Source organism: Herbaspirillum sp. CAH-3 (assembly GCF_009668275.1).
In the GTDB taxonomy this organism is placed as follows: Bacteria; Pseudomonadota; Gammaproteobacteria; order Burkholderiales; family Burkholderiaceae_D; genus Herbaspirillum; species Herbaspirillum aquaticum.
Window position 1 is genome coordinate 231,232 of the sequence record NZ_VSWE01000005.1, and the last position, 22,506, is coordinate 253,737.

21 protein-coding genes are annotated in these 22,506 nt (G+C 63.2%); 8 read left to right on the forward strand and 13 right to left on the reverse strand.

Going from position 1 to position 22,506, the window contains the following annotated elements; all coding sequences use genetic code 11:
- Positions 1-54: 54 nt before the first annotated feature.
- Complete coding sequence (locus FYB76_RS08445) at positions 55-282, reverse strand: dodecin (RefSeq protein WP_154133349.1); 228 nt, start codon at positions 280-282, stop codon at positions 55-57.
- Between the two features lie 399 nt (positions 283-681).
- Here FYB76_RS08445 and FYB76_RS08450 point away from each other — a divergent pair, with 399 nt between their 5' ends.
- Entirely contained in the window at positions 682-864 is a 183-nt protein-coding gene (locus FYB76_RS08450) for a hypothetical protein (RefSeq protein WP_088754542.1), read from the forward strand.
- Positions 865-1,000: 136 nt separating this feature from the next.
- Here the strand turns inward: FYB76_RS08450 and norR are convergent, their stop codons facing one another.
- Positions 1,001-2,581: a nitric oxide reductase transcriptional regulator NorR gene (norR, locus tag FYB76_RS08455; RefSeq protein ID WP_370516325.1), complete on the reverse strand. Its 1,581-nt coding sequence runs from the start codon at positions 2,579-2,581 to the stop codon at positions 1,001-1,003.
- 162 nt (positions 2,582-2,743) lie between these two features.
- Here norR and hmpA point away from each other — a divergent pair, with 162 nt between their 5' ends.
- The 3 genes from hmpA to FYB76_RS08470 all read left to right on the forward strand — a co-directional run bounded on the left by hmpA (position 2,744) and on the right by FYB76_RS08470 (position 4,931).
- The gene (gene hmpA / locus FYB76_RS08460; protein WP_154133350.1) at positions 2,744-3,937 is read left to right on the forward strand and encodes an NO-inducible flavohemoprotein; all 1,194 of its coding nucleotides are present in this window, start codon (positions 2,744-2,746) and stop codon (positions 3,935-3,937) included.
- Positions 3,938-3,976: 39 nt separating this feature from the next.
- The gene (locus FYB76_RS08465) at positions 3,977-4,384 is read left to right on the forward strand and encodes a hemerythrin domain-containing protein (protein ID WP_154133351.1); all 408 of its coding nucleotides are present in this window, start codon (positions 3,977-3,979) and stop codon (positions 4,382-4,384) included.
- Between the two features lie 190 nt (positions 4,385-4,574).
- Entirely contained in the window at positions 4,575-4,931 is a 357-nt protein-coding gene (locus FYB76_RS08470; RefSeq protein ID WP_088754382.1) for a hypothetical protein, read from the forward strand.
- Here the strand turns inward: FYB76_RS08470 and FYB76_RS08475 are convergent, their stop codons facing one another.
- Complete coding sequence (locus tag FYB76_RS08475; protein WP_154133352.1) at positions 4,932-5,930, reverse strand: 2-hydroxyacid dehydrogenase; 999 nt, start codon at positions 5,928-5,930, stop codon at positions 4,932-4,934. It lies immediately after the preceding gene.
- A 341-nt stretch (positions 5,931-6,271) separates the two neighbouring features.
- On the opposite strand from FYB76_RS08475, the gene FYB76_RS08480 reads away from it, so the two are divergent.
- Positions 6,272-7,558, forward strand: coding sequence for an MFS transporter (locus FYB76_RS08480; RefSeq protein WP_154133353.1), 1,287 nt, complete (start codon positions 6,272-6,274; stop codon positions 7,556-7,558).
- Positions 7,559-7,729: 171 nt separating this feature from the next.
- Here FYB76_RS08480 and FYB76_RS27095 read toward each other — a convergent pair whose 3' ends face one another.
- The 3 genes from FYB76_RS27095 to FYB76_RS08495 form a co-directional block, all read right to left on the reverse strand.
- Positions 7,730-7,948, reverse strand: a complete 219-nt coding sequence (locus tag FYB76_RS27095) for a type II toxin-antitoxin system MqsA family antitoxin (protein WP_370516326.1) — start codon at positions 7,946-7,948, stop codon at positions 7,730-7,732.
- 89 nt (positions 7,949-8,037) lie between these two features.
- Complete coding sequence (locus FYB76_RS08490) at positions 8,038-8,532, reverse strand: GNAT family N-acetyltransferase (RefSeq protein WP_154133354.1); 495 nt, start codon at positions 8,530-8,532, stop codon at positions 8,038-8,040.
- Positions 8,529-8,813, reverse strand: a complete 285-nt coding sequence (locus FYB76_RS08495) for a DUF1778 domain-containing protein (RefSeq protein ID WP_088754377.1) — start codon at positions 8,811-8,813, stop codon at positions 8,529-8,531. Before FYB76_RS08495 ends, FYB76_RS08490 begins: the two co-directional genes overlap by 4 nt.
- A 366-nt stretch (positions 8,814-9,179) precedes the next feature.
- Between FYB76_RS08495 and FYB76_RS08500 the strand changes: the two genes are divergently transcribed.
- Positions 9,180-11,408 (forward strand): NADP-dependent isocitrate dehydrogenase, encoded by a 2,229-nt coding sequence (locus FYB76_RS08500; protein WP_088754376.1) that lies wholly within the window; start codon positions 9,180-9,182, stop codon positions 11,406-11,408.
- Between the two features lie 125 nt (positions 11,409-11,533).
- On the opposite strand, the gene eutC is transcribed toward FYB76_RS08500, so the two are convergent.
- From eutC to eat, 4 genes are all read right to left on the reverse strand, one after another.
- Complete coding sequence (gene eutC / locus FYB76_RS08505; RefSeq protein WP_154133355.1) at positions 11,534-12,403, reverse strand: ethanolamine ammonia-lyase subunit EutC; 870 nt, start codon at positions 12,401-12,403, stop codon at positions 11,534-11,536.
- Positions 12,400-13,806, reverse strand: a complete 1,407-nt coding sequence (locus tag FYB76_RS08510; RefSeq protein WP_154133356.1) for an ethanolamine ammonia-lyase subunit EutB — start codon at positions 13,804-13,806, stop codon at positions 12,400-12,402. The genes eutC and FYB76_RS08510 overlap by 4 nt, the downstream gene beginning before the upstream one ends.
- 67 nt (positions 13,807-13,873) lie before the next feature.
- Entirely contained in the window at positions 13,874-15,196 is a 1,323-nt protein-coding gene (locus FYB76_RS08515) for an HAD family hydrolase (RefSeq protein WP_154133357.1), read from the reverse strand.
- A gap of 57 nt (positions 15,197-15,253) precedes the next feature.
- On the reverse strand, positions 15,254-16,636 hold the full coding sequence (eat, locus tag FYB76_RS08520; RefSeq protein ID WP_088754372.1) for an ethanolamine permease: 1,383 nt from the start codon (positions 16,634-16,636) through the stop codon (positions 15,254-15,256).
- A 193-nt stretch (positions 16,637-16,829) separates the two neighbouring features.
- On the opposite strand from eat, the gene FYB76_RS08525 reads away from it, so the two are divergent.
- Both FYB76_RS08525 and FYB76_RS08530 read left to right on the forward strand, forming a co-directional pair.
- Positions 16,830-17,834: a helix-turn-helix domain-containing protein gene (locus tag FYB76_RS08525; protein WP_154133358.1), complete on the forward strand. Its 1,005-nt coding sequence runs from the start codon at positions 16,830-16,832 to the stop codon at positions 17,832-17,834.
- Between the two features lie 276 nt (positions 17,835-18,110).
- On the forward strand, positions 18,111-19,979 hold the full coding sequence (locus tag FYB76_RS08530) for a peptide transporter (protein WP_154133359.1): 1,869 nt from the start codon (positions 18,111-18,113) through the stop codon (positions 19,977-19,979).
- Between the two features lie 4 nt (positions 19,980-19,983).
- On the opposite strand, the gene FYB76_RS08535 is transcribed toward FYB76_RS08530, so the two are convergent.
- The 3 genes from FYB76_RS08535 to FYB76_RS08545 form a co-directional block, all read right to left on the reverse strand.
- Positions 19,984-20,424 carry a YkgJ family cysteine cluster protein gene (locus FYB76_RS08535; RefSeq protein ID WP_088754540.1) on the reverse strand — a complete coding sequence of 147 codons (441 nt, stop codon included), beginning with the start codon at positions 20,422-20,424 and terminating at the stop codon, positions 19,984-19,986.
- 74 nt (positions 20,425-20,498) lie between these two features.
- Complete coding sequence (locus tag FYB76_RS08540) at positions 20,499-21,515, reverse strand: ABC transporter substrate-binding protein (protein WP_154133360.1); 1,017 nt, start codon at positions 21,513-21,515, stop codon at positions 20,499-20,501.
- 108 nt (positions 21,516-21,623) lie between these two features.
- A complete protein-coding gene (locus FYB76_RS08545) occupies positions 21,624-22,493 on the reverse strand; it encodes an ABC transporter permease (protein ID WP_154133361.1) in 870 nt (289 codons plus the stop codon).
- Between the last annotated feature and the right edge of the window lie 13 nt (positions 22,494-22,506).

Sequence of the window (22,506 nt, forward strand, 5' to 3'; positions counted from 1 at the left end):
TCCCTCATCCGTGGCAGGCACCTGCGACAGATGCGAGGGATGCGAGAGAGCCCATCAGGTCTCGACGCGGAAGCCAATCTTCAGCCCGACCTGGAAATGGCCGATGCTGCCGTTCTCCACATGGCCACGGCACTGCGTGACCTCGAACCAGTCCACATTCTTGACCGTCTTGGCGACGTCGGCGATGGCATTGCGGATGGCATCATCGGTGCCGTTGGGCGAACTGCCGACCACTTCGATGATCTTGTAGGTGCTGGAATTGTCTTGCTTGCGCTCGGTCATGGGGACTCCTTCCATTTGGGTTGGCTCATGCAGGGATGAGGCGAACGCATAGCCTAGACCGTCGCTTTGGCAGCCGGCATCGGCCAATGCCAGCAGCTTGCGTAGGACAGCATGTGAAGAGCAGATCGGCAGGCGGGAAGACAGCCTTGCCGTTTTTGCCCTGCAGCAAATCAATCTCCTGCTGAGGCCCCGATTGCCATCCCACAAGGATTGCCAGGCTTCAACACTGCACGTCCTCCTACAAAAAATTAAGCCGCACAACACCTGTTGCAGCGCACCCAAAACGGCTAATATTGCATCATCTGGCTTGCCAAAACGTTCATATAACTGATGGCTGCCCTGCCCGCACTGGTGCCTTGCTGCGGGCCTGCACGAGATTTTCATCGCTTGGAGATCATCATGTCGCAACTCAACCCCGGCCTGACCGCCCCTGCTCCCGCAGGCAACCCCGTGAAGGTCATCAGCGCACCGCCTGAAGACCTGCAACATGTCAACGACGACGCCGCTGCTGCCCGCAACCTGACCGCCATCCGCATTCGCGGGCAACTGGCAGAGCTTGACGCGGAACGTCAACCGTCCTGAGTGTCTCCTCAGGTTGGGCGTGAAGCCTGAAGCTTCATGCCCGTTACGGCCGGAATCATGAAGGGCGCCATGCCCTGAGCGATTCCGGCCGTTTTCTTTTGTTTTTCTTCACTGCCCCTGAAACCGCCGTCCCGGGCTACCGCAAGCCGAGGCGCCTGGCCAGCCGGTTCAGGTTGGCGCGGTCCAGTCCCAGCTCCCGGGCGGTGGCGGCCAGATTTCCTTCGTGCCGCGCCAGCGCTTCACCCACCAGCTTGCGTTCAAAGCGTTCCACAGCGTCGCGCAAGCCCCGGGTTGGCTCCGGCTCCGGCTGCGCACGTGTGCCTTCCTGGGGCGGCAGCGCCGAAGTGATCGCGGGCGGATGCTCCAGTTCCAGTGCTGCCGCATCGAGCGTCAGGATGCTCGGCCGAACCGGCTGCGAGGCCAGTGCCCGCAGGGCGCTACGGCCGATCAAGTGCTCCAGTTCGCGGATGTTGCCGGGCCAGGGATAGTCCAGCAGCGCGCGCTGCGCATGGGCGGAGAGGCGCAAGCTGGACAGCCCCAGCCTTGCCCGGTTCTGCTCCAGGAAATAGCCCGCCAGCAGCAATACATCGCGCCCGCGCTCGCGCAGCGGTGGTACGCGGATCGGGAAGACCGAAAGCCGATGATAAAAATCCGCGCGGAAATGCCCGCGCTTGACCTCCTCGGCCAGGTCGCGGTTGGTGGCGGCGATCAGGCGTACATCCACGCGGTGCTCGCGATCCGAACCGACCCGCTGCAACTGTCCGCTCTGCAGCACCCGCAGCAGCTTGGCCTGCACGGCCAGCGGCAATTCCCCCACCTCATCCAGGAAGAGCGTGCCGCCATCGGCCATCTCGAACTTGCCGCGCCGGTCTGCCACCGCGCCCGAGAAAGCGCCGCGCACGTGGCCAAACAATTCACTTTCGACCAGGGTATCGGGCAACGCAGCGCAGTTCAGGCTGATCATGGGCTTGTGGGCGCGGGGCGAAGCGGCATGCAGGGCATGCGCCACCAGCTCCTTGCCGGTGCCGGTTTCCCCGGTGACCAGGACCGTCATGTCGCTGGGGGCGGCCATGCGGATCTCGTCCATGAGCTGCAGTTGGGCTGCGCTTTGCCCGATCAATTCCCGCTTGCCCTGGCTTTCTTCCAGCCCCAGCCGGTAGGCCTCGGCACGCTGGCGCGCCTGTTCTCCGGCTTGCGCCAGGTCGTCGATGCGTTCGGCCACGTTGACAGTGGCCGCCGCGAGGGCCGCAAAGGCCTGCAGCGAGGCCATGTCCACCCCGTCAAAGCGCCCTGCCCCCAAGGCATCGAGCGTGACCAGCCCCCACGGACGCCCATTGACCGAGAGCGCGCAGCCCATGCAGTCGTGCACCTCCAGCGCACCTGAATTCGCATCATTGAGGCCATCGACCAGTCCGTCGTAGGGGTCGGGCAGGCTCGAATCGGCCGGAAACCGCGTGGGCGAAGCATTGGCCAGCAGTACCCCAAAGCGCGGATGGTCGGCAATCCGGAAACGCCGGCCCAGGGTATCGCTGGAAAGGCCGTCGATGGCCAGCGGTACCAGCAGGTCGCCGTCCAGTCGCAGCAGCGCGGCGGCGTCGCAGGGAAACAGCGTGCGCAAGGTGTGCAACAGCCGGCGATAGCGCTCGCGGTCATCGATCTGGCGCGAGAGATCGGCCACCAGCGGGAGCAAGGCATCAAGCAGGACTTTGGAAGTCACTTTGACTCCATCAATTGAAATGAAAGGTCATTATGACATAGGTCATATCCACACGGACGCATCGCAAGTCATTGATTTTATTGGGATCGATGCATGGCATGCCTTTTGTAATAAGGAGGTAACCGGATCCACCGGCCCATCCACTCTCCAGAAAGGTCCAGCATGCTTACCGATGCCCAACTCGCCATCGTCAAATCCACCGTCCCCTTGCTCGAATCGGGCGGCGAGGCGCTGATCACGCATTTCTACAAGATGCTCATGCGCGACTATCCGCAGGTGCATCCCCTGTTCAACCGCGCGCACCAGGCCAGCGGCGACCAGCCGCGGGCACTGGCCAATGGCGTGCTGATGTACGCCCGCCATATCGATCGCCTGGAAGCCATGGGACCGCTGGCCGCGCAGATCGTCAACAAGCACGTCGCCGTGCAGGTGCTGCCCGAGCACTACCCCATGGTCGGCGACTGCCTGCTGCGCGCCATCCGCGAAGTGCTGGGCGCCGAGATCGCCACCGATGCCGTCATCGATGCCTGGGCGGCCGCCTATGGCCAGCTGGCCGACATCCTCATCGGCGCCGAGCGCCAGCAATACGACGCCAAGGCGGCAGCACCCGGCGGCTGGCGCGGGGCACGCAATTTCGTGGTCACGCGCAAAGTGGCCGAGAGCGAGGAAATCACGTCCTTCTACTTCATGCCCCAGGATGGCGGCGCCCTGCTGGACTTTGAACCGGGCCAGTACATCGGCCTGCGCATGGTGGTGGACGGGCTGGAACAGCGCCGCCAGTACTCGCTGTCGGCGCCGCTGCGCCAGGACGGACAGCCGCTGCAATACCGCATCAGCGTCAAGCGGGAAGCCGAGGGCAAGGTCTCGCGCCATCTGCACGAGCAGATCCATGTGGGTTCGGTGGTCGAACTGTTCCCGCCGGCCGGCGACTTCACACTCACGGCCAGTGACAAACCGCTGGTGCTCATCAGCGGAGGCGTCGGCATTACCCCGATGATGACCATGCTGGCGGCAGCACTGCCAACCGGTCGCCCGGTACATTTCATCCATGCGGCACGCCATGGCGGCGTGCATGCCTTCCGCCGCCAGGTGGAAGAACTGGCGGCGCAACACCCGCAGCTGCGGGCGCATTTCTGCTATGAACGCGCGCGCGCCGGCGATCCCGCCCCCTATGCCACCGGCTTCATTGATGCGGCCCTGCTGGAGCAATGGCTGCCCCAGACGCGGGACGTGGACGCCTACTTTGTCGGGCCCAAGCCCTTCATGAAAGCCATCAAGCGTGCGCTGGGCGGGCTGGGGGTACCGGCGGCGCAGAGCCGATATGAATTTTTTGGACCCGCCGCCGCGCTGGAATGAGCCGCAGCTCGCTCTCCCTCAAACCAAACAGGAAGCATCATGAATCTGGACAAGTATCGCCGCGAACACGCCGACATCATCGGCCACGTCAGCACCCTGCGCACGCTGTGCGCCCACGGCATCGCCGATGAGGCGGCAGCGATTGCCCGTGAGGTCATCGCCATGAGCTCGGTCATCAAGCTGCATCTCTCGGTGGAGGATCGCTATCTGTACCCTTCCATGCAGCAGGCTACCCCCGCCCTGGCCGCCAAGGCCAGGCTTTATCAGGAGGAGATGAAGGACATTTCAGCGCAGTACGGCCAGTTCTCCCGGCGCTGGAATGACGCGCAGTCCATCGCGGAGCAGCCTGAAGCCTTCCGGGCCGATGCCAATCGTGTCCTCAAGCTGCTGTTCGACCGCATCGGGCGTGAGAACCGCGACTTCTATCCGATGGTGGAAGCCGCCTGAGCGCGTTATACCCGGCCGGCAGGTGGGGCGCCTGCCCCGCCGGCCGAGGCCTCGCGGTTTCTCCCGAAACCATTTATAAAATAAATCGTGTGATACCTGACCAATCCGTCCTGAATTGATCTTCGACAAGTTTTCCGCAATGCAGCAAATGCTATGCTGGGCGCTCCCCCTCCTCCTCCGAAAGACCGCCATGAGCGAAAAGCTGAGCGCCGAGCGCCACACTCCCGATGAATTGACCCAGGAACTGGAAGCACTGGACCTGGAGATCGTTCGCTGCGCCGTGATCTGCCAGGTGCGGCTGTTCGATCCGGGGGTACTCAATCAGGTCATGGACAACAACGAGCTGGTCTGCGGCCAGCCCCATCCGACCGCCTTCCAGAGCCTGCGCGGCCTGCTTTACCTGCATTTCGACATGCACCGCCAGCTGGCGCAGACCTATGGCGCCGATGACGCCGAGCACATCATCCAGCGCGTGCATGAACACCTGCGTCCGCGCATCGGCGAGCAGCTGGGCTCGCTGTTCGACGCCGGCCGGCATCCTCACTGATCAGGCGACCAGCCGCTCGCCCAGCGGGCGGCCGGCGGCGAAATCATTGAGGTTGGCGATGGTGGTCTGCATGATCTGGCCGATGGCTTCCTCGGTGAAGAAGGCCTGGTGGCCGGTGACAATGACGTTGGGAAAGGACACCAGGCGCTGGATCACGTCGTCGGTGATGATGGTCGAGGACAAATCCTGGAAGAACAGGCTGGCTTCCTGCTCATAGACATCGATGGCCAGGCCGCGCAGCTGGCCGCTCTTCAATGCGGCGATCGCGGCTTCGGTATCGACCAGCCCGCCACGGCTGGTATTGACCAGGATACAGCCGGGCTTGGTGCCGGCCAGGGTCTGGGCGTTGACCAGATAGCGCGTGGCTTCGGTCAAGGGGCAATGCAGCGAGATTACGTCGCTGGCGGCGAAGAGTTCGTCCCGGCTCACGTAGCGCCCGCCCAGGGCCTCGAATTCGGGATTGGGATGCACGTCGCTGCCCAGCACCGTGCAGCCGAAGCCGGCCATGATACGGGCAAACAGCGCGCCGATCTTGCCGGTACCGATCACCCCCACGGTCTTGCCGTGCAGGTCGAAGCCCATCAATCCTTCCAGCTCGAAATTGCCTTCGCGGGTACGCATGCTGGCGCGCGCGATTTTACGGTTGACCGCCAGCAGCAGGCCCACGGCAAACTCGGCCACGGACCAAGGTGAGTAATCGGCCACGCGCGCCACCGTGATGCCCAGTCGTCGTGCGGCTTGCGTATCGATGTGGTTGAAGCCGGTCGAGCGCGTGGTGACGAAACGCACGCCCAGCGCGGACAGCCGCTCCAGCACGGCCGCACCCAGGTCATCGTTGACGAAGGCCGCCACGGCTTGGCAGCCGCTGGCCAGTTGCGCCGTGCCGGGATCGAGACGGTCTTGCAGGAACACCAGTTCATGCGCTGCCCCGGAGGCAGCGTTGGCGCGCGCCAGCAGGGTCTGGTCGTAGCGGCGGGCGCTGTAGACGGCAGTTTTCATACGAACCTTTCATGGATGGGCGGCGCAGGATGGACACCCGGCGCCATGACGCATTGCACCATACTTCACGGTGTATCACATTGATGCAAAGCAGCTTGTCTTGGTGCCACCGTTTCGGGCCGAAATGGCGGCTGAAGCTTTCATCCAGCTATCGAAAAAACCGATATTTGCTTGCGCAGCGCCGCAAGTGGGTCCCATGGATCACTTTCGGGCATAGAATCGGCGGCGCAATAGCTGTCCCCACAAAAAAAGATCCTGACACAAGCTGCCGCAAGGCAGTACGAGACAGGCGCAAGACCGGAATCAACACGGTCCGCCCAACAGATAACGAGGCACATATCATGACGACATCCACTTCTTCGCAATCGAAGTTTTCCACCGTGCTGCGGGTCACCAGCGGCAACTTCATGGAAATGTTCGATTTCTTCCTGTTCGGTTTCTACGCGACCCACATCTCGAAGGCCTTCTTCCCCAGCGACAACGAGTTCGCCTCGCTGATGCTGACCTTCATGACCTTCGGCGCCGGCTTCCTGATGCGTCCGCTGGGCGCCATCATCCTGGGCGCCTATGTTGACCGCGTCGGCCGCCGCCAGGGCCTGATCGTGACCCTGGCGCTGATGGCACTGGGCACGATGCTCATCGCTTTCGTCCCCTCCTACGCCACCATCGGCGCGCTGGCCCCGATGCTGGTGTTGATCGGTCGTCTGCTGCAAGGCTTCTCGGCCGGCGTGGAACTGGGCGGCGTGTCAGTGTACCTGGCCGAAATGGCCACGCCCGGCAACAAGGGGTTTTATGTGAGCTGGCAATCGGCCAGCCAGCAGGTGGCCATCATCGTGGCGGCAGCCATCGGCTACCTGCTCTCGACCTCGCTCACCCCGGCCCAGGTCGGTGACTGGGGCTGGCGCGTGCCCTTCTTCATCGGCTGCCTGATCGTGCCGGTGCTGTTCGTGATCCGCCGCTCGCTGCAGGAAACCGAAGAGTTCATGCGCCGCAAGCATCGTCCGAGCACCGGCCAGATCTTCCGTTCGATGATCGAGAACTGGAAGCTGGTCATTGCCGGCATGATGCTGGTATCAATGACCACCGTGTCGTTCTACCTGATCACGGTCTACACCCCGACCTTCGGCAAGAACGTGTTGAAGCTCTCCACCGAGGCCAGCCTGATCGTGACCTTGTGCGTGGGACTCTCCAACTTCATCTGGCTGCCCATCATGGGTGCGCTGTCGGACCGCATCGGTCGTCGCCCGATCCTGGTGACCTTCACCGTGCTGACCATCCTGACCGCCTACCCGGCCGTGAACTGGCTGGTGCATGACGCCAGCTTCGCCAAGATGCTGATGGTGGAACTGTGGCTGTCCTTCCTGTACGCCAGCTACAACGGCGCCATGGTGGTGGCGCTGACCGAGGTGATGCCGGCCGACGTGCGCACCGCAGGATTCTCGCTGGCCTACAGCCTGGCCACTGCAGTCTTCGGCGGCTTCACCCCGGCCATTGCGACCGGCCTGATCCAGGCTACCGGCGACAAAGCAGCACCGGGCATCTGGATGAGTACGGCCGCCGTGTGCGGTCTGATCGCTACCCTGATCCTGTATCGCAACAAGGCGGCACGGCAGGCAGTGACGGCCTGAGACAGGTTCTTGTACTAGCTATTGGGATGGGCCGCAGAATTGCGGCCCTTTTTTATCTGGTAAAGCGGCGGATTGTTCTTCCCGTTTTCATAGCGGAAAAGGCGTTGATACCACCCCAAACAGCTTGGCGGCCTCACGCTGGTCCAGATCGAGCTTGCGTCTGACCCGCTTCTAGGTCGGGTCGACATAGGCGGCGTTGACCGCGCGCTGGAACTTCCCGATTTCCGCGCCGTAGCGGTCGCCGTGTTCACGATCAAGCAAGGCATCGTCGCAAGCCGGGCAGAAATCTCCCGTCACTGCTTCAATGATGGTGCTCTGCCCTTTGTAGGTGTAAGGCAGATTGCGTGTGTCGCGGACCAGTTCAGCTGCACCGCAGCAAGGACATTTCATTTCACAGCTCCTTTAAGGAAAGGACAAGCACATCATCTAAGCCGCTCAGGTTGAGACACACCTAGCGCCTGCTGGAGAAATGCCGCTGCTTAACGTACCGACGCGAGGGACAAAAACAGCGTGAGCGGTGCGTCCTGCAGGGCGATGAAACCATGATGGCGATAAAAGGCTGAGGCTTGCGGGTCCTTGGCATCAACCACCAGTACCGCGCCCGGTATCTCCGCAGCGACGGCCCGGCGCAATGCATTGGCCAGCAGAGCGCCACCGAGCCCCCGGCCCTTGAATTCCCGATCCACCGCAAGACGCCCCAGGCGGACGGCGGGAATGGCGCCATAGCGAGGCAGCTTGCGGCGCATCTCATCGGACAGGCCTACCAGCGGCACGCTGGCACTGGCCAGCGTGTAATAGCCGGCCACCCGCTGTTGGTCATCCACTGCAACAAAGCAGGCAGCCACGCGGCGCCGGATATCCTGTGTTACCTGTTCCCGCAAATAGCGGTTCAATGCGGGCGTACCGCTGTCGAAGCGGCTACGATCGTGAAGGGCGGGTTCCAGCGCCGTCACGAGGAACGGCGGGCGCGTCATTCTTCGCTGCGCAATAGCTTGTCATGGCGCGCGATGGCGCGCTGCAGTGCCGCCGAAGGTGGCGGCGGAGCCAGCAGCGCCTCGGCGAAGCGCTGCTGGTCTTCCAGCGACAAGCGGATGACTTCGGCCTGCTCGATGGTCTTCTGCGCCGCTTCCTGCACCGCAGCGACGACAAAATCGGTCAGGGTGCGCCCTTCAATCTGGGCGGCACGTTTGAGCAATTGCTGCAGCTCCGGGCTGATCCGGGCTTCCAGTCGAGCAGTAGCGACAGCTGGTGTCATGCGTTTTCCCATGAAATGAATTGTACGGCATTTTGCCGGACATCCACAAAAAGTGGATCCACGACAATAGCAGAGTCATGCCAAGGGATTGAGAACGGGGCAGCAATCCTTCGAAATGCAAAAATTTCTTCAAGTCTTATATAAGAGTTGAAGCATTTCGCCCCGCTTAGGAGTAAACTACCGCTGTTTTTTGCCGCGGCCTTCTGGCAGCAGTACGCCAGCCATGCCGCCCCGGGAGACGAGTTTCCGCGCAGCACAGCCGACAAGGAGGTGGCGCCAGCCCAGGCCGACAGAGCCGGGGCGGTCCATCCGGCGCTGCGGGGATCGCACCAAAGCACATCAACACACCAACGCAAGGACATCATCGTGACTACTGGCAACCCGACCATCATCTATACGCTGACCGACGAGGCACCCTATCTGGCGACCCACTCGCTCTTGCCCATCGTCAAGAAGTTCACCGCCGCGGCTGGCATCGACGTCGTCGAAAGCGATATCTCGGTGGCTGCGCGTATCCTGGCTGAATTCCCGGAGTACCTCACCGATGAACAGAAAGTCCCCGACAACCTGGCCGCACTGGGCGCCCTGACCCAGAGCCCGGAAGCCAACATCATCAAGCTGCCCAACATCAGCGCCTCGATCCTGCAGCTGCAAGCGGCCATCCGCGAACTGCAAGCGCGCGGCTACAAGCTGCCGGACTACCCGGAAAACCCGAGCACCGAAGAAGAAAAAGCCCTGCAAAAGCGCTACGCCAAGGTCACCGGCAGCGCCGTGAACCCGGTCCTGCGCGAAGGCAACTCGGACCGCCGCGCGCCCAACGCCGTCAAGAACTACGCCCGCAAGCACCCGCACTCGATGGCCAAGTGGTCCATGGCATCGCGCACCCACGTGGCGCACATGCACGGCGGCGATTTCTACGCCGGCGAAAAGAGCCTGACCCTGGACAAGGCCGTGGACGTCAAGATGGACCTGGTCACCAAGTCCGGCGAAACCATCGTCCTGAAACCGAAGATCTCGCTGCAAGCCGGTGAAATCATCGACAGCATGTTCATGAGCAAGAAGGCCCTCTGTGCCTACTACGAAGAGCAGATGCAGGACGCCTTCGAGACCGACCTGCTGCTGTCGGTGCACGTCAAGGCCACCATGATGAAGGTCTCGCACCCGATCGTCTTCGGCCACGCCGTGCGCACCTACTACAAGGACACCTTTACCAAGCATGCCAAGCTGTTTGCTGAAATCGGCGTGAACCCGAACAACGGCATGTCCGGCGTCTACGAAAAGATCAACACCCTGCCCGAAGACAAGAAGGCCGAAGTGCTGGCCGACCTGAAGGCCGATGAAGCCAAGCGCCCGCGCCTGGCCATGGTGGATTCCGCCAAGGGCATCACCAACCTGCACGCCCCCAACGACGTGATCGTCGACGCCTCCATGCCGGCCATGATCCGCGCTGGCGGCAAGATGTGGAACGCCGCCGGCAAGACCGAAGACACCAAGGCCCTGCTGCCGGAATCGACCTTCGCCCGCATCTACCAGGAAATCATCAACTTCTGCAAGACCAACGGTGCCTTCGACCCGACCACCATGGGCACCGTGCCCAACGTCGGCCTGATGGCCCAGAAGGCCGAGGAATACGGTTCGCACGACAAGACCTTCGAAATCGCCCAGGCCGGCGTGGCGCGCATCGTCACCCTGGACGGCCAGGTGCTGCTGGAGCAGAACGTGGAAGAAGGCGACATCTGGCGCATGTGCCAGGTCAAGGACGCTGCCGTGCGTGACTGGGTCAAGCTGGCCGTGACCCGTGCCCGCCTGTCCGGCATGCCCGCCGTCTTCTGGCTGGACCCGTACCGTCCGCACGAAGCCGAACTGATCAAGAAGGTCAACACCTACCTGAAGGATCACGACCTGACCGGTGCCGACATCCAGATCATGTCGCAAGTGCGCGCCATGCGTTACACCCTGGAACGCGTCATCCGCGGCCTGGACACCATCTCGGTGACCGGCAACATCCTGCGCGACTACCTGACCGACCTGTTCCCCATCATGGAACTGGGCACCTCGGCCAAGATGCTGTCGATCGTCCCGCTGATGGCGGGTGGCGGCATGTTCGAAACCGGTGCCGGCGGCTCGGCCCCCAAGCACGTGCAACAGCTGGTCGGTGAAAACCACCTGCGCTGGGATTCGCTGGGTGAATTCCTGGCCCTGGCCGTGTCCATCGAAGACGTCGGCATCAAGACCGGCAACGCCCGCGCCAAGATCCTGGCCAAGACCCTGGATGCTGCCACCGGCAAGCTGCTGGACAACAACAAGTCGCCCTCGCCCAAGACCGGTGAGCTGGACAACCGTGGCAGCCACTTCTACCTGGCCCTGTACTGGGCCCAGGAACTGGCCGCCCAGAAGGACGACGCCGACCTGGCCAAGCAGTTCGCACCGCTGGCCAAGGCACTGTCCGAGAACGAGCAGAAGATCGTCGCAGAACTGAACTCGGTGCAGGGCAAGGAAGTCGATATCGGCGGCTACTACCTGCCGGACCGCGCCAAGACCTTCGCCGTGATGCGTCCGAGCGCCACGCTGAACCAGGCGCTGGAATCGCTGTAAAGCGTTGCTGCTTGAGGAAGGGTGGATGCATCGCCCTCCCCGCGCAGAAAGCAAAAGGCCGCGAATGAAAGTTCGCGGCCTTTTTCGTTTTTCCCGATAACGCTTTGCGCTTCAGCTACGCCGGCTCAATCCCCGCCGAGCAGGAAGTTGCGCCGCACATCCAGTTCCTCGCCCTCGCTGGCCGTCTCATCCTTCAAGGCCACGCCGGACAGGCCACGCTGGTGCGCCTGCGCCATCAGGTAATGCAGCTTGTAGGCTGCCTCCGGGTAAGGCAAGCCTTCCGGCCGCACATTGGAGATGCAATTGCGGCTGGCATCGGTCAGCCCGCGTGCGGGCATCCAGGTCAGATAGAGTCCCATGCTGTCAGGCGAACTCAGTCCCGGTCGCTCGCCGATCAGGATCACCACCAGCTTCACGCCCAGCAATTCCCCGATTTCGTCGGCCACCGCCACCCGTCCCTGCTGCACGATCACCGGCGGTGCCATCGACCATCCCTCTGGCGCAATCCGCTGCATCACCTCGGCCAGGAACGGTGCAGCATTGCGCACGATGGCCAGCGCCGACAAGCCATCGGCGATCACGAAGCCCACATCGAAGCGCCGCTGCGGCTCGGTGCCGAAACGGTCAAGCAGTTGCTGGCGCGATGTTTCCGACAACCTGCGCCCGAAGTCCGGCCGCTGCAGGTAGACCAGGCGATCTGCTGCCGCGCTTTGCACATCGAGTACCTCTGCGGCTGCGCAGAGTCCTCGTTGCTGCAATTGATCTTTCAGCGCAGCCACATCCAGCGGCAAATGCACGGCATCGCGCGCCTGCGCGTGCGCCAGCTGGAAATCCAGTTGTGGTGCGGTCGGCAGGCTCACGCCACTGCGCCCCAGCGCGATGCGCGCAGCGGTGAACCGGCGCAAGGCTTCCCACGGATTGGCCGTGACGTTTTCTGCACCGGGGCTGACGTTTTCTGCACCTTGCGGTGAAATGGCTTGGTCGTCCATGGTCATTGAAGGCGCAACAAGGTCTCGCGAAATCCCGATGGCATGTCGGCATGCAGGCGGAACGCCTGCTCCTCGCCACCCGCATTGAATATCTGCATCCGGTGCAGCCACTGCTCGAACTCGGGGGCCGGCCGCGAACCCAGTACCCGCCTTGCATACAGCGCGTCATGGAAGGACGTGGTCTGGTAATTCAGCATGATGTCATCCGAACCGGGGATACCCATGACGAAGGTGCAGCCGGCCACGCCCAGCAAGGTCAGCAAGACATCCATGTCATTCTGGTCCGCCTCGGCATGGTTGGTGTAGCAGACGTCGCAGCCCATGGGCAGGCCCAGCAGCTTGGCGCAGAAATGGTCTTCCAGTCCGGCGCGGATGATCTGCTTGCCGTCATAGAGGTATTCCGGCCCGATGAAGCCCACCACCGTATTGACCAGCAGCGGCTTGAAGGCCCGTGCCACCGCATACGCGCGCGCCTCGCAGGTCTGCTGGTCGATGCCGTGATGGGCATTGGCCGACAGCGCGCTGCCCTGGCCGGTCTCGAAATACATGACGTTGTCGCCGACGGTGCCGCGCTTGAGGGACAGCGCGGCCTCACGCGCCTCGCCCAGGATGGCCAGGTCGATGCCGAAGCCGCGATTGGCCGCCTCGGTCCCGGCAATCGACTGGAACACCAGGTCCACCGGCGCACCGCGCTCGATGGCGGCAATCGTGTTGGTGACGTGGGTGAGCACGCAGGATTGCGTAGGAATCTCGTAGCGCGCGATCACATCGGCCATCATGCCGACCAGCTTGACCACCTGCGGTACGTTGTCGGTGGCGGGATTGATGCCGATGACGGCGTCGCCGTTGCCATACATGAGGCCATCGAGCATGCTGGCGGCGATGCCGCTGGCGTCATCGGTGGGGTGATTGGGCTGCAGGCGGGTCGAGAGCCGGCCCGGCAAGCCGATGGTATTGCGAAAGGCCGTGACCACGCGGCACTTCTTGGCCACCAGGATCAGGTCCTGGTTGCGCATGATCTTGGAGACGGCCGCGGCCATCTCCGGCGTCACCCCGGGAGCCACGGCGGCCAGGACCGTGCTGTCGGTGTCATCGGCCAGCAGCCAGTTGCGGAAATCGCCCACCGTGAGGTGCGCAATCGGTGCAAAGGCGGCACGGTCGTGACCATCCAGGATCAGCCGCGTGACTTCATCCTCTTCGTAAGGTACCAGCGGCTCTTCCAGGAAAATCTTCAGCGGCAGGTTCGCCAGCGCCATCTGCGCAATGGCGCGCTCCTCAGCGCTGCTGGCCGCCACGCCGGCCAACAGGTCGCCGGACCGTGCCGGACTGGCCTTGGCCATCACTTCCTTGAGATCGCGAAACACGTAGCTGGCGCTACCCACACTGTGCCGGAAACGGTGTTCGGCCATGATGATGCTCCTCCTGGATCAGCGCCGCCCAGGCAGGCAGCGGCGCGTCATGCACACAAACCGCCGATCAGGTGGTCAGCAGTTGCGGTGCGGTCTTGCCGTATTTGATGCTGGTTTCCGCCGGCAGCCAGTTGCCGGTCGACTCCTGGCGGCCCTGCAGCAGGAAGCGGGGCTTGGCTGCACTGATCTGCTCGGCAGCCAGTTTGGACAACTCGCCGATCTTGCCGTTCTTCATGCGATTGACGATGAGGCCATAACGGGTGTCGGGGAAGTCACGCAGCATATCGTAATCGCCATCGCTGTCGCCTGCCACGAACAAGGGGCCATAACCCTTCTGCGCCACCAGCACCTGCTTGATGGCCACCGTCTTGCCCGGGCCCCAGGTCAGCGGCCACTCCTTCAGGTAGGCATTGCGGAAGACCTGGCCATTGCGCTCCAGGCGCAGGCCGATCACCTGCTCGCGGGCCACGCCATAGCCATACTTGGGATGCGTGGCGAAGACGGCCACCACATCTTCCAGCGAGGCGGTACAGACGTAGACATCGATGCCGTTGCGGCGCAGTGCGTCCATCAACGTGCCGATTTCGGTGCACAGGCGGATGCCGTGGAAGTGCGATACGCTCACCACGCCCGCCCTGCCCGCGCGGTCTGCCGGACTGGTGTACTTGACCTTGGTCAGCGCGGCACCCAGGGCCGCATCATTGGAGGCTTCCGCCAGCGCGCTCACCTCGGCCACGCTCATGTTGGCGAAGAAATAGATCACCCACGGGTAACCGACAGCCACGCCATGGGTATCGTTGACGGCTTCATAGAGGTAGTACAGCTTGGTGCGGAAATCCTGGAACTCCGGCGTAGCCGTGATTTCTTCCAGGCTCTTGCTGCCGGCCATGCCCTTGTAGTTGGCGTGCAGGAAGGCGTAATCGGCATCGAGGTCGGCACAGATCGCCTCCAGGTCCACGATGTTGCCGGCGGCATTCTTGAAGTCCTTGCTGAACGGGCCGGGTGGTACGTTCTGGCGCGTGATGGCGGCAAACTCGGCCGGTGTCAGCTTGAAGGAAAGCGTATTGATCTGGTACATCAGCAACGCTTCTTCGCAGTCATTCATGATGCTGGTGTTGTCCCAGTCGAACACGGCATAAGGACGCTTGCCGCTCTGGTAGCCCGGCGCCAGCTTGCCATGCTCGGCGATCATCTGCGCCACGATCTCATGATTGCGGGCAGCCCATTTGGCGCGGTCCAGCGCGACTTCAGCGCGGGCCGCCGCCTGGCCGGGCGTGGCGATGGTGGCCAGCGCGCCACCGGCTGCGGCCGCCAGCAGGCCACCCAGGAAGCCGCGGCGCTTGAGGGCGGGTGCGGCGGTATCGGTCGTCGGTTTGTGGTTGTTGTTCATGATGGCCCTGTCAAGTTATCGGTGTATCGGTATATCGGTATAAAAGGTTTATATCGTTCAGAATTCCGCAACCGCCGCCGCCCCTTCGGCACGCTGGCGCGCCGTGGCCAGGAACCAGGCATAGCCCAGCGCCAGCAAGGCCACGAAGATGCCGAAGATCAGCGGGTTGTAATAGATCATGGTGGCCATGCACACCAGCGCACCGAAGAGCGCGAAGGCCGGGAAGTAGGGATACAGCGGTGCCCGGAAAGGCCGCTCCAGGCCGGCCTCGGCACGGCGCAGGCGGAACAGCGAGAGCATCGACAGGATGTACATCAGGATCGCGCCGAACACCGACATGGTGACGATGTTGGCAGTGAGCGTCTGGCCGCCGATCTTGATGAGCTCATCGCTGTAGATGGCGGCGATCCCGACCACACCGCCAGCCAGGATGGCGCGGTGCGGCGTCTTGAAACGGGGATGGACACGGGCGAAATACGCCGGCAGGTAGCCTTCGCGGGCCAGCGCGAAGATCTGGCGCGAGTAACCCAGGATGATGCCGTGGAAGGACGCCACCAGCCCGAACAGCCCCAGCCACACCAGCATGTGCAACCAGTTGCTGTTGTCGCCGACGATGAGCTTCATGGCCTGTGGCAGCGGGTCGTTGATATTGGAGAGCTTGGTCCAGTCGCCTGCGCCGCCGGCGAAGAGCATCACGCCGATGGCCAGCACCACCAGCGTGAGGATGCCGGTGATGTAGGCGATGGGAATGGAACGCTTGGGGTCCTTGGCCTCTTCGGCCGCCATGGCCACGCCTTCGATGGCCAGGAAAAACCAGATCGCAAACGGGATCGCCGCGAACATGCCCGGCACCGCCGCCATGCTGAAGCCATCGCTGCCGGACCAGCCGCCCTTGGTGAAATTGGCCAGCGAGAAACCCGGCGCCACCACGCCCATGAAGACCAGCAGTTCGAAGATCGCCAGCAGCGTGACGAACAATTCGAACGTTGCTGCGATCTGCACGCCGACGATGTTGAGCGTCATGAACACGAGATACGCCCCCAGTGCCGCCAGCTTGGGATCGATATCGGGGAACTGCACATTCAGGTAGGCGCCGATGGCCAGTGCAATGGCCGGGGGCGCAAAGACGAATTCAATCAGCGTGGCCGCGCCGGCCAGATAGCCGCCGACCGGACCGAAGGCGCGCTTGCTGTAGGCAAACGGGCCGCCCGCATGGGGAATGGAGGTGGTCAGTTCGGTAAAGCTGAAGATGAAGGTGGCATACATGGCCGCAATGAACAGCGCCGTGACGGTAAAGCCCAGCGTGCCGGCGCTGGCCCAGCCGTAGCTCCAGCCGAAGTATTCGCCGGAAATCACCAGCCCGACCGCAATGGCCCAGAGCTGCAGGGTGGACAGGACGGGCTTGAGCGTATGGCCCTGCCCTGAAGAGCTTGCATTCATCAGTTTCTCCCTTTGGCGCGACGGACAGGCCGCTGTGGTGCGGCCACTTTGTAAGGACGGGCATGGCGTTTGCTTGATTTCGCACATTGCACTGCCTGCCGACGCAATATAGCAACGGCGATTTCGGCGGCGTTATCGAAATTCGGCAAAACTGCGCGGCTTGCCGGCCGCCAGTCGATCAAGGAGCCCGTTGATGTCCACTCCCGCACTGTCCCAAGCTGACACACCCGCCGCGCACAGCCAGCGGGCATTGCGCACCGCGATTGCGCGCGATGTGGATGAGCATGCGCACAACCTGACCGACTGGGAGCAGCGCTACGACCAGATCACCTGCGGGGCTTTTGAAGGGGTCCTGCAGGAGTGGCACAGCAGCGGCCTGCAGATCTTCTGCGAAGCCAGCAGCCGGGCCGTGCGCCAGTCCTGCCAGGTGTGGCCCGATGCCTACTGGTTCGGCATCGAGCCGCGTGCCAGCGGCATGCGCATCAACGGTCGCCTGGTCGGCGAGGATGTGGTGATGACGCGTCCCGGGGCCTGCGAATTCGAACTGGTTACGCCGGATGCGCACGAGATCTACGGCATCGTGGTCCAGCGCGATGCCTTGCAGGCCAGCGCCGCGCGCCTGGGCTGCCAGCCAGATTGGCAGCGCCTGGGCCAGGCCGAGCTGCTCAAGGTCGATCACCAGGGCCTGGCCGATTGCCGCCAGCATATCCACGACCTGCTGTCACTGGCCGGGCAAGCCAGTGCCACCCATCACCACGCGGCGCTGCAGTTGCGCCAGGAAGCCGTACTGGTGTCGCTGCTGGCCATGCTGGATGTTGGCGAGATCGAGGCCGAAGCCGGTGCCAGCTTCCTGCGTCGCCGCCGCATCGTCAATGACGCCCGCGAATTCGCCATGGCCCACCAGGACAACCCTGTCACCGTGCCCATGCTCTGCGAAGCGGTCCATGTCAGCCGCCGCACGCTGCAATATTGCTTCGAGGATGTGCTGGGCATGAGCCCCATGAGCTACCTGCGTTCGCTGCGTCTCAACGGTGTGCGCCGCGCCCTCTGCCACGGCGACGGCAGCCAACCCGTGGGCAGCATCGGCGACATCGCGGCCGCCTGGGGCTTTGCCAATTTCAGCCAGTTCTGCTGCGATTACAAGAAACTGTTCGGACAGACGCCCTCGTCCATGCTGCAGGGGCGGACCCGGCACTGAGCCTGGAGTCGCGCGAGTTCAAGGCGCTGGTACGGCAGGAAGCGACATATTCGGGCATATTCTGCAGATATGCCTTGGCATGCAAGCCTGCACTTGCTCATATGGCACAACGATGGCCCGGCCTGTCCGCTTATCTGCCCTGCTGCTCGCCGTCGGCCCTGTCGGTGATCTTCCCTTCGCAGGCCCCGGACAACGCCGGCCTTGCCAAAATACTGGCAGTGCGGCGGCAGAGACGGCACAATGCCCGCTGTCCAAGCCCGAGAATGAGAAAAAACGATGACGGCCCGCCCAGACGACATTTTCTCCCTGGAAAACTTCGAGTACCTTTGCTACGCCCGCCAGCAGGAGCCGGCCGCGCGCGAACTGGTGCGCCTGCTGCAATTGATCGACCGGCAGTATGGGCAACTGAGCGGCAAATTCTCCCTGCAGGTCTCCCCGGCAGTGACCCAGGCCGAACTGGAACAGCACATGCTGACCCGCGTGACCAGCGCCATTTCGGCCTTGCTCTCGGACCCGGGCTTCCATCTCAGTCCCAACGGTTTCGGGCAGCTGATCAACTTCCAGCGCTGGCTGTCCGCGCTCTTCGGCGCCAGTCATTTCATCAATGCCGATCACATCCTGCGCTCGCTCAACTTCGGCGGCCCGCAGTCGCAGGTGTTCGAGGTCAAGCCACTGGACCTGGTGAAGTTCTGCCTGCTTTATTCCCCCGAATCGGAACTGGCGCTGGATGTGGAAGCCCTGTGGGCACAGAACAAACCGCTGGCCGCCGCCCTCTTCCTGGCGCTGATGTCCCCGCGCTTCCTGGGTACGCCGGCGGCGCACTCCAAGCGCGAAGCGCTGCTGCAATGGCTGCCAGACCGGCTGCATGAACTGGAGTCGCTGGAAGGCTTGCCGGTCGGCGTGCTGCATGACGTGTACATGCATTGCAGCTACGCCGACTTGCCGCAGCGCCATCGCATCAAGGGCGCCATCAACCAGCTGCTGAAGAAGAAGCTGCACACCGAAGCACTGCACGACCTGGCGCAACCGGGTGACGCACGGGTCGATGGCAAGCCGGTCATGCTGGTGCTGCTGGAATGGTTTTCGGGCGGGCATTCGATCTATCGCACCCACTCCAAGACGCTGGAGGCCGCGCGCCGCCATTTCCACGTGGTCGCCATGGGCTATGCGAGCAATACCGATGAACTGGGCCGCGCGGTCTTCGATGAATTCATCACGCTGGAACAGCCGGCCGACCTGATGGCCAGCCTGCGCAGCGTGCGCGAGATTGCCCGGGCGCGTCGGCCGCGGGTGTTCTACATGCCCAGCGTGGGCATGTTCCCCATCACCATGTTTGCCGCCAACCTGCGCGTGGCGCCGTTGCAGGTGGCCGCGCTCGGGCATCCTGCGACCACGCATTCGCCCTGCATCGACTACATCAGCGTGGAGGACGATTTCGTGGGCGACCCGGCCTGCTTCAGCGAGAAGCTGCTGCGCCTGCCTGCCGATGGCCAACCCTATCGCCCCACCGCGATTCCCTTTGCCGTGCCTCGCCTGGAACGGTCCGACCAGCCGGTGGTCAACGTGGCCATTGCCGCCACCACCATGAAGCTCAATCCCCGCTTCCTGTCAGCCTGCCAGCGCATCGTTGATCTGTCGGCACAGCAAGCTGGCGGCCGGGCACGCCAGGTACGGCTGCACTTCCTGGTGGGGCAGGCGCAGGGGCTGCTCTATCCGCAGCTGCATCGGCTGATCCTGCGTTACGTGCCGGGCGCGCAGGTGTATCCGCACCAGCCCTACCAGCAGTACCTGTCGATCTTCAACCAGTGCGACATGTTTCTCTCGCCCCTGCCCTTCGGCAATACCAACGGCATCATCGACGCCTTCACCGTGGGCTTGCCTGGCATCTGCAAGACCGGGCCGGAAGTGTTCGAACATATCGATGAGGGGCTGTTTCGCCGCGTGGGCTTGCCCGACTGGACCATCGCCGCCACGCTGGACGATTACATCCTGGCGGCCGTACGCCTGGCCACCGACTATGAGGCACGCAGCGCGCTCTATGCCTTGCTGGCTGATCCCAAGGCCATGCAGACCCTTTTCGAGGGCCGCCCCGAATCACTGGGGGATGCACTGGCTGCGCTCTGCAGCCAAACATCACCGGGCTGAGGTTTCAGGCGGGCAGCACGGGCGCGGCCTGTTCCGGCGGCAATGCCGCCAGCACCGGCAAGCCCAAGGCCTGGCGTCGTTGCTGGCATTCGGGATTGGGCTGGCCATCCGCCTCCCAGGGCGAGAATTCGCGGCAGGTGCTGGGGCGCTGCGCATAGATGCGGCAACCGACGCCTGGCCGTCCCAGTTCACCCACGAGCGCGATGCAGCGGCCATGGCCGTGTTCGGTCCCCTTCATGCAGGCCAGCGTGTCGTTGACCTTGCTGGTCAGTTCCACCGGCACCATGCCGCCCAAACCATCGCTGAGTTCGCCACAGTAGAAGGACACGCGGAAATGCGCGCAGCAGCCGCCGCAGGCGGTGCAGGGATTGTCGGGGGAATCGGCCATGTCGGTGAAGAGGCGGTCTTCATCGATGATCCAGTGGAGGGCGGTGTTCTCACGCATGGGAACGGCAGCAAAGGCAAAACCGCCATGATACGACAGGCACAGTCCGCAGTGCGGACTGTGCCGCTTCATGCTCAGCTGCCCTTGCGCTCCTTGAACACCGGCACGAACATGTCATGCCACACCGCCGGCTTGGTCTTGATGGTGCCGGCTTTGCCCATGAAGATCACGTATTGCATGATGTCCACCGGCGTCGAGGTGAACTCGGTGCCCGGGTCCGCCAGCATCTGTTCCACTTCTTCCTGGGGCAGCTTGAGCTTGGAGACGCGCAGGAAGATCTCGGCTGCGCCCTTGCGGTTCTTGGCGATGTAGGCGTTGGCCTCTTCCTGCGCGGCCATGAAGGCCTGGGTCAGCTTGGGATTCTTGTCGGTAAAGGACTTGAGCGCAAAGACCACATCGATGGTGATGTGGCCCAGCACATCGGTGGAATTGAGCACGCGCGTGATGCCCGGGGCCTTGGCTTCCTGGTAGGAGAACGGCGGTGAGGTGAAGTGCGCCGTGATCTCCGTCTTGCCCGAGACCAGGGAAGCCATCGCTTCCGGATGCGACAGGCTCACCGTCAGCGGATCCAGCTTGGCGTAGTTCTCGATGCCGAAGGTCTTGGCAGCAGCCATCTGCAGCAGCACGGCCGACAGCGAGGTCTTGATGCCGGGAATGGCGATCTTGTCCTTGGGCGTGAAGTCCTTGAGCGATTTGACGTTCGGGTTGTTGGTATTGAGCCAGAGCGGCGAAGTCGACAGCGCTCCCAATCCCACCACTTCCGAACGCGGAATGCCATGGGCCTTGGACCACAGCGTCACGAAACCCGGTGCGCCGGTGCCGGCGATGTCGAGGTTGCCGGCCAGCATGGCGTCATTGATGACATTGCCGCCGTCGAGCAGCACCCACTTGGTCTTGACTTCGCCCAGGCCCATGGCCTTGGCGTGCTTTTCCACCAGGTTCTGGTCGCGGATCACCATCAGCGGCAGGTACAGCAAGCCATAGCCGTGCGAGATGCGCACTTCCTGCGCTTCCGCGCGGGCGGTGCCGGATACGGCGGACAGCGCCAGGGCGCTGGCCATCATGAGGCTGGTAAAGGTACGTCGTTGCATGCTTGTCTCCTGAAGGTCGTCAGTTTATCGGTCTTGTATGGATCGTTGCGTGTTGATGTAGGGATTGCGCGGACCTTGTATGGAAACAAGGTCCGCCCGTCCGGCAGCTCAGTGCTGCATGCCCCAGCGGCGGATGGTGCGCTTCTCGATCTGGGCGAAGATCAGGTTCTCCACCACCAGGCCGATGATGATCACGAAGAACAGGCCCGAGAAGACATTGGCCGTTTCCAGCTGGTTGCGGTTTTCGAAGATGTACCAGCCCAGGCCACCCGCCCCCGAGGAGACGCCAAAGACCAGCTCGGCCGCGATCAGCGTGCGCCAGGCGAAGGCCCAGCCCACTTTCAGGCCGGTCAGGATGCTGGGGAAAGCGGCCGGGATCAGGATCGATTTCACCAGCGAGAAGCGGCGCAGGCCATAATTCTGGCCGACCATGCGCAGCGTGTTGGAGACCGCACGGAAGCCGCCATGCGTATTGAGCGCCACCGCCCACAGCACCGAGTGCACCAGCACGAAGATGATGCTGCCGGTACCCAGCCCGAACCAGATCAGCGCCAGCGGCAACAGCGCGATGGCCGGCAGCGGGTTGAACATTGAGGTCAGCGTCTCCAGCAGGTCATTGCCGATGCGCGAGCTGATGGCCACCGTCGTCAGCAGCCCGGCCAGCAGGATGCCCAGGCCATAGCCGACCAGCAGGGTCTGCATCGACACGGCGGCGCGCTGCAGCAGCACGCCGGAGCCGATGCCGGAGAGGAAGGCTTGCACCGTCTCGCTGAAGCTGGGGAAGAGCAAGGCATTGTCGAGCCAGCGGCCGTAGACTTCCCAGACCAGGGCCAGTACCAGCAGGATCACGGTCTTGCGCAGCCAGCCCATGCGGTACAGGGATTCGAAGGCCGACTGCGGCCGCTGCACTTCGGCAGTGGCATCGGGATTGGGATCGACCAGGATTTCCGGGCGAACGAAGGGCAGATTGGTTTGCATGATGAGGTCTCCT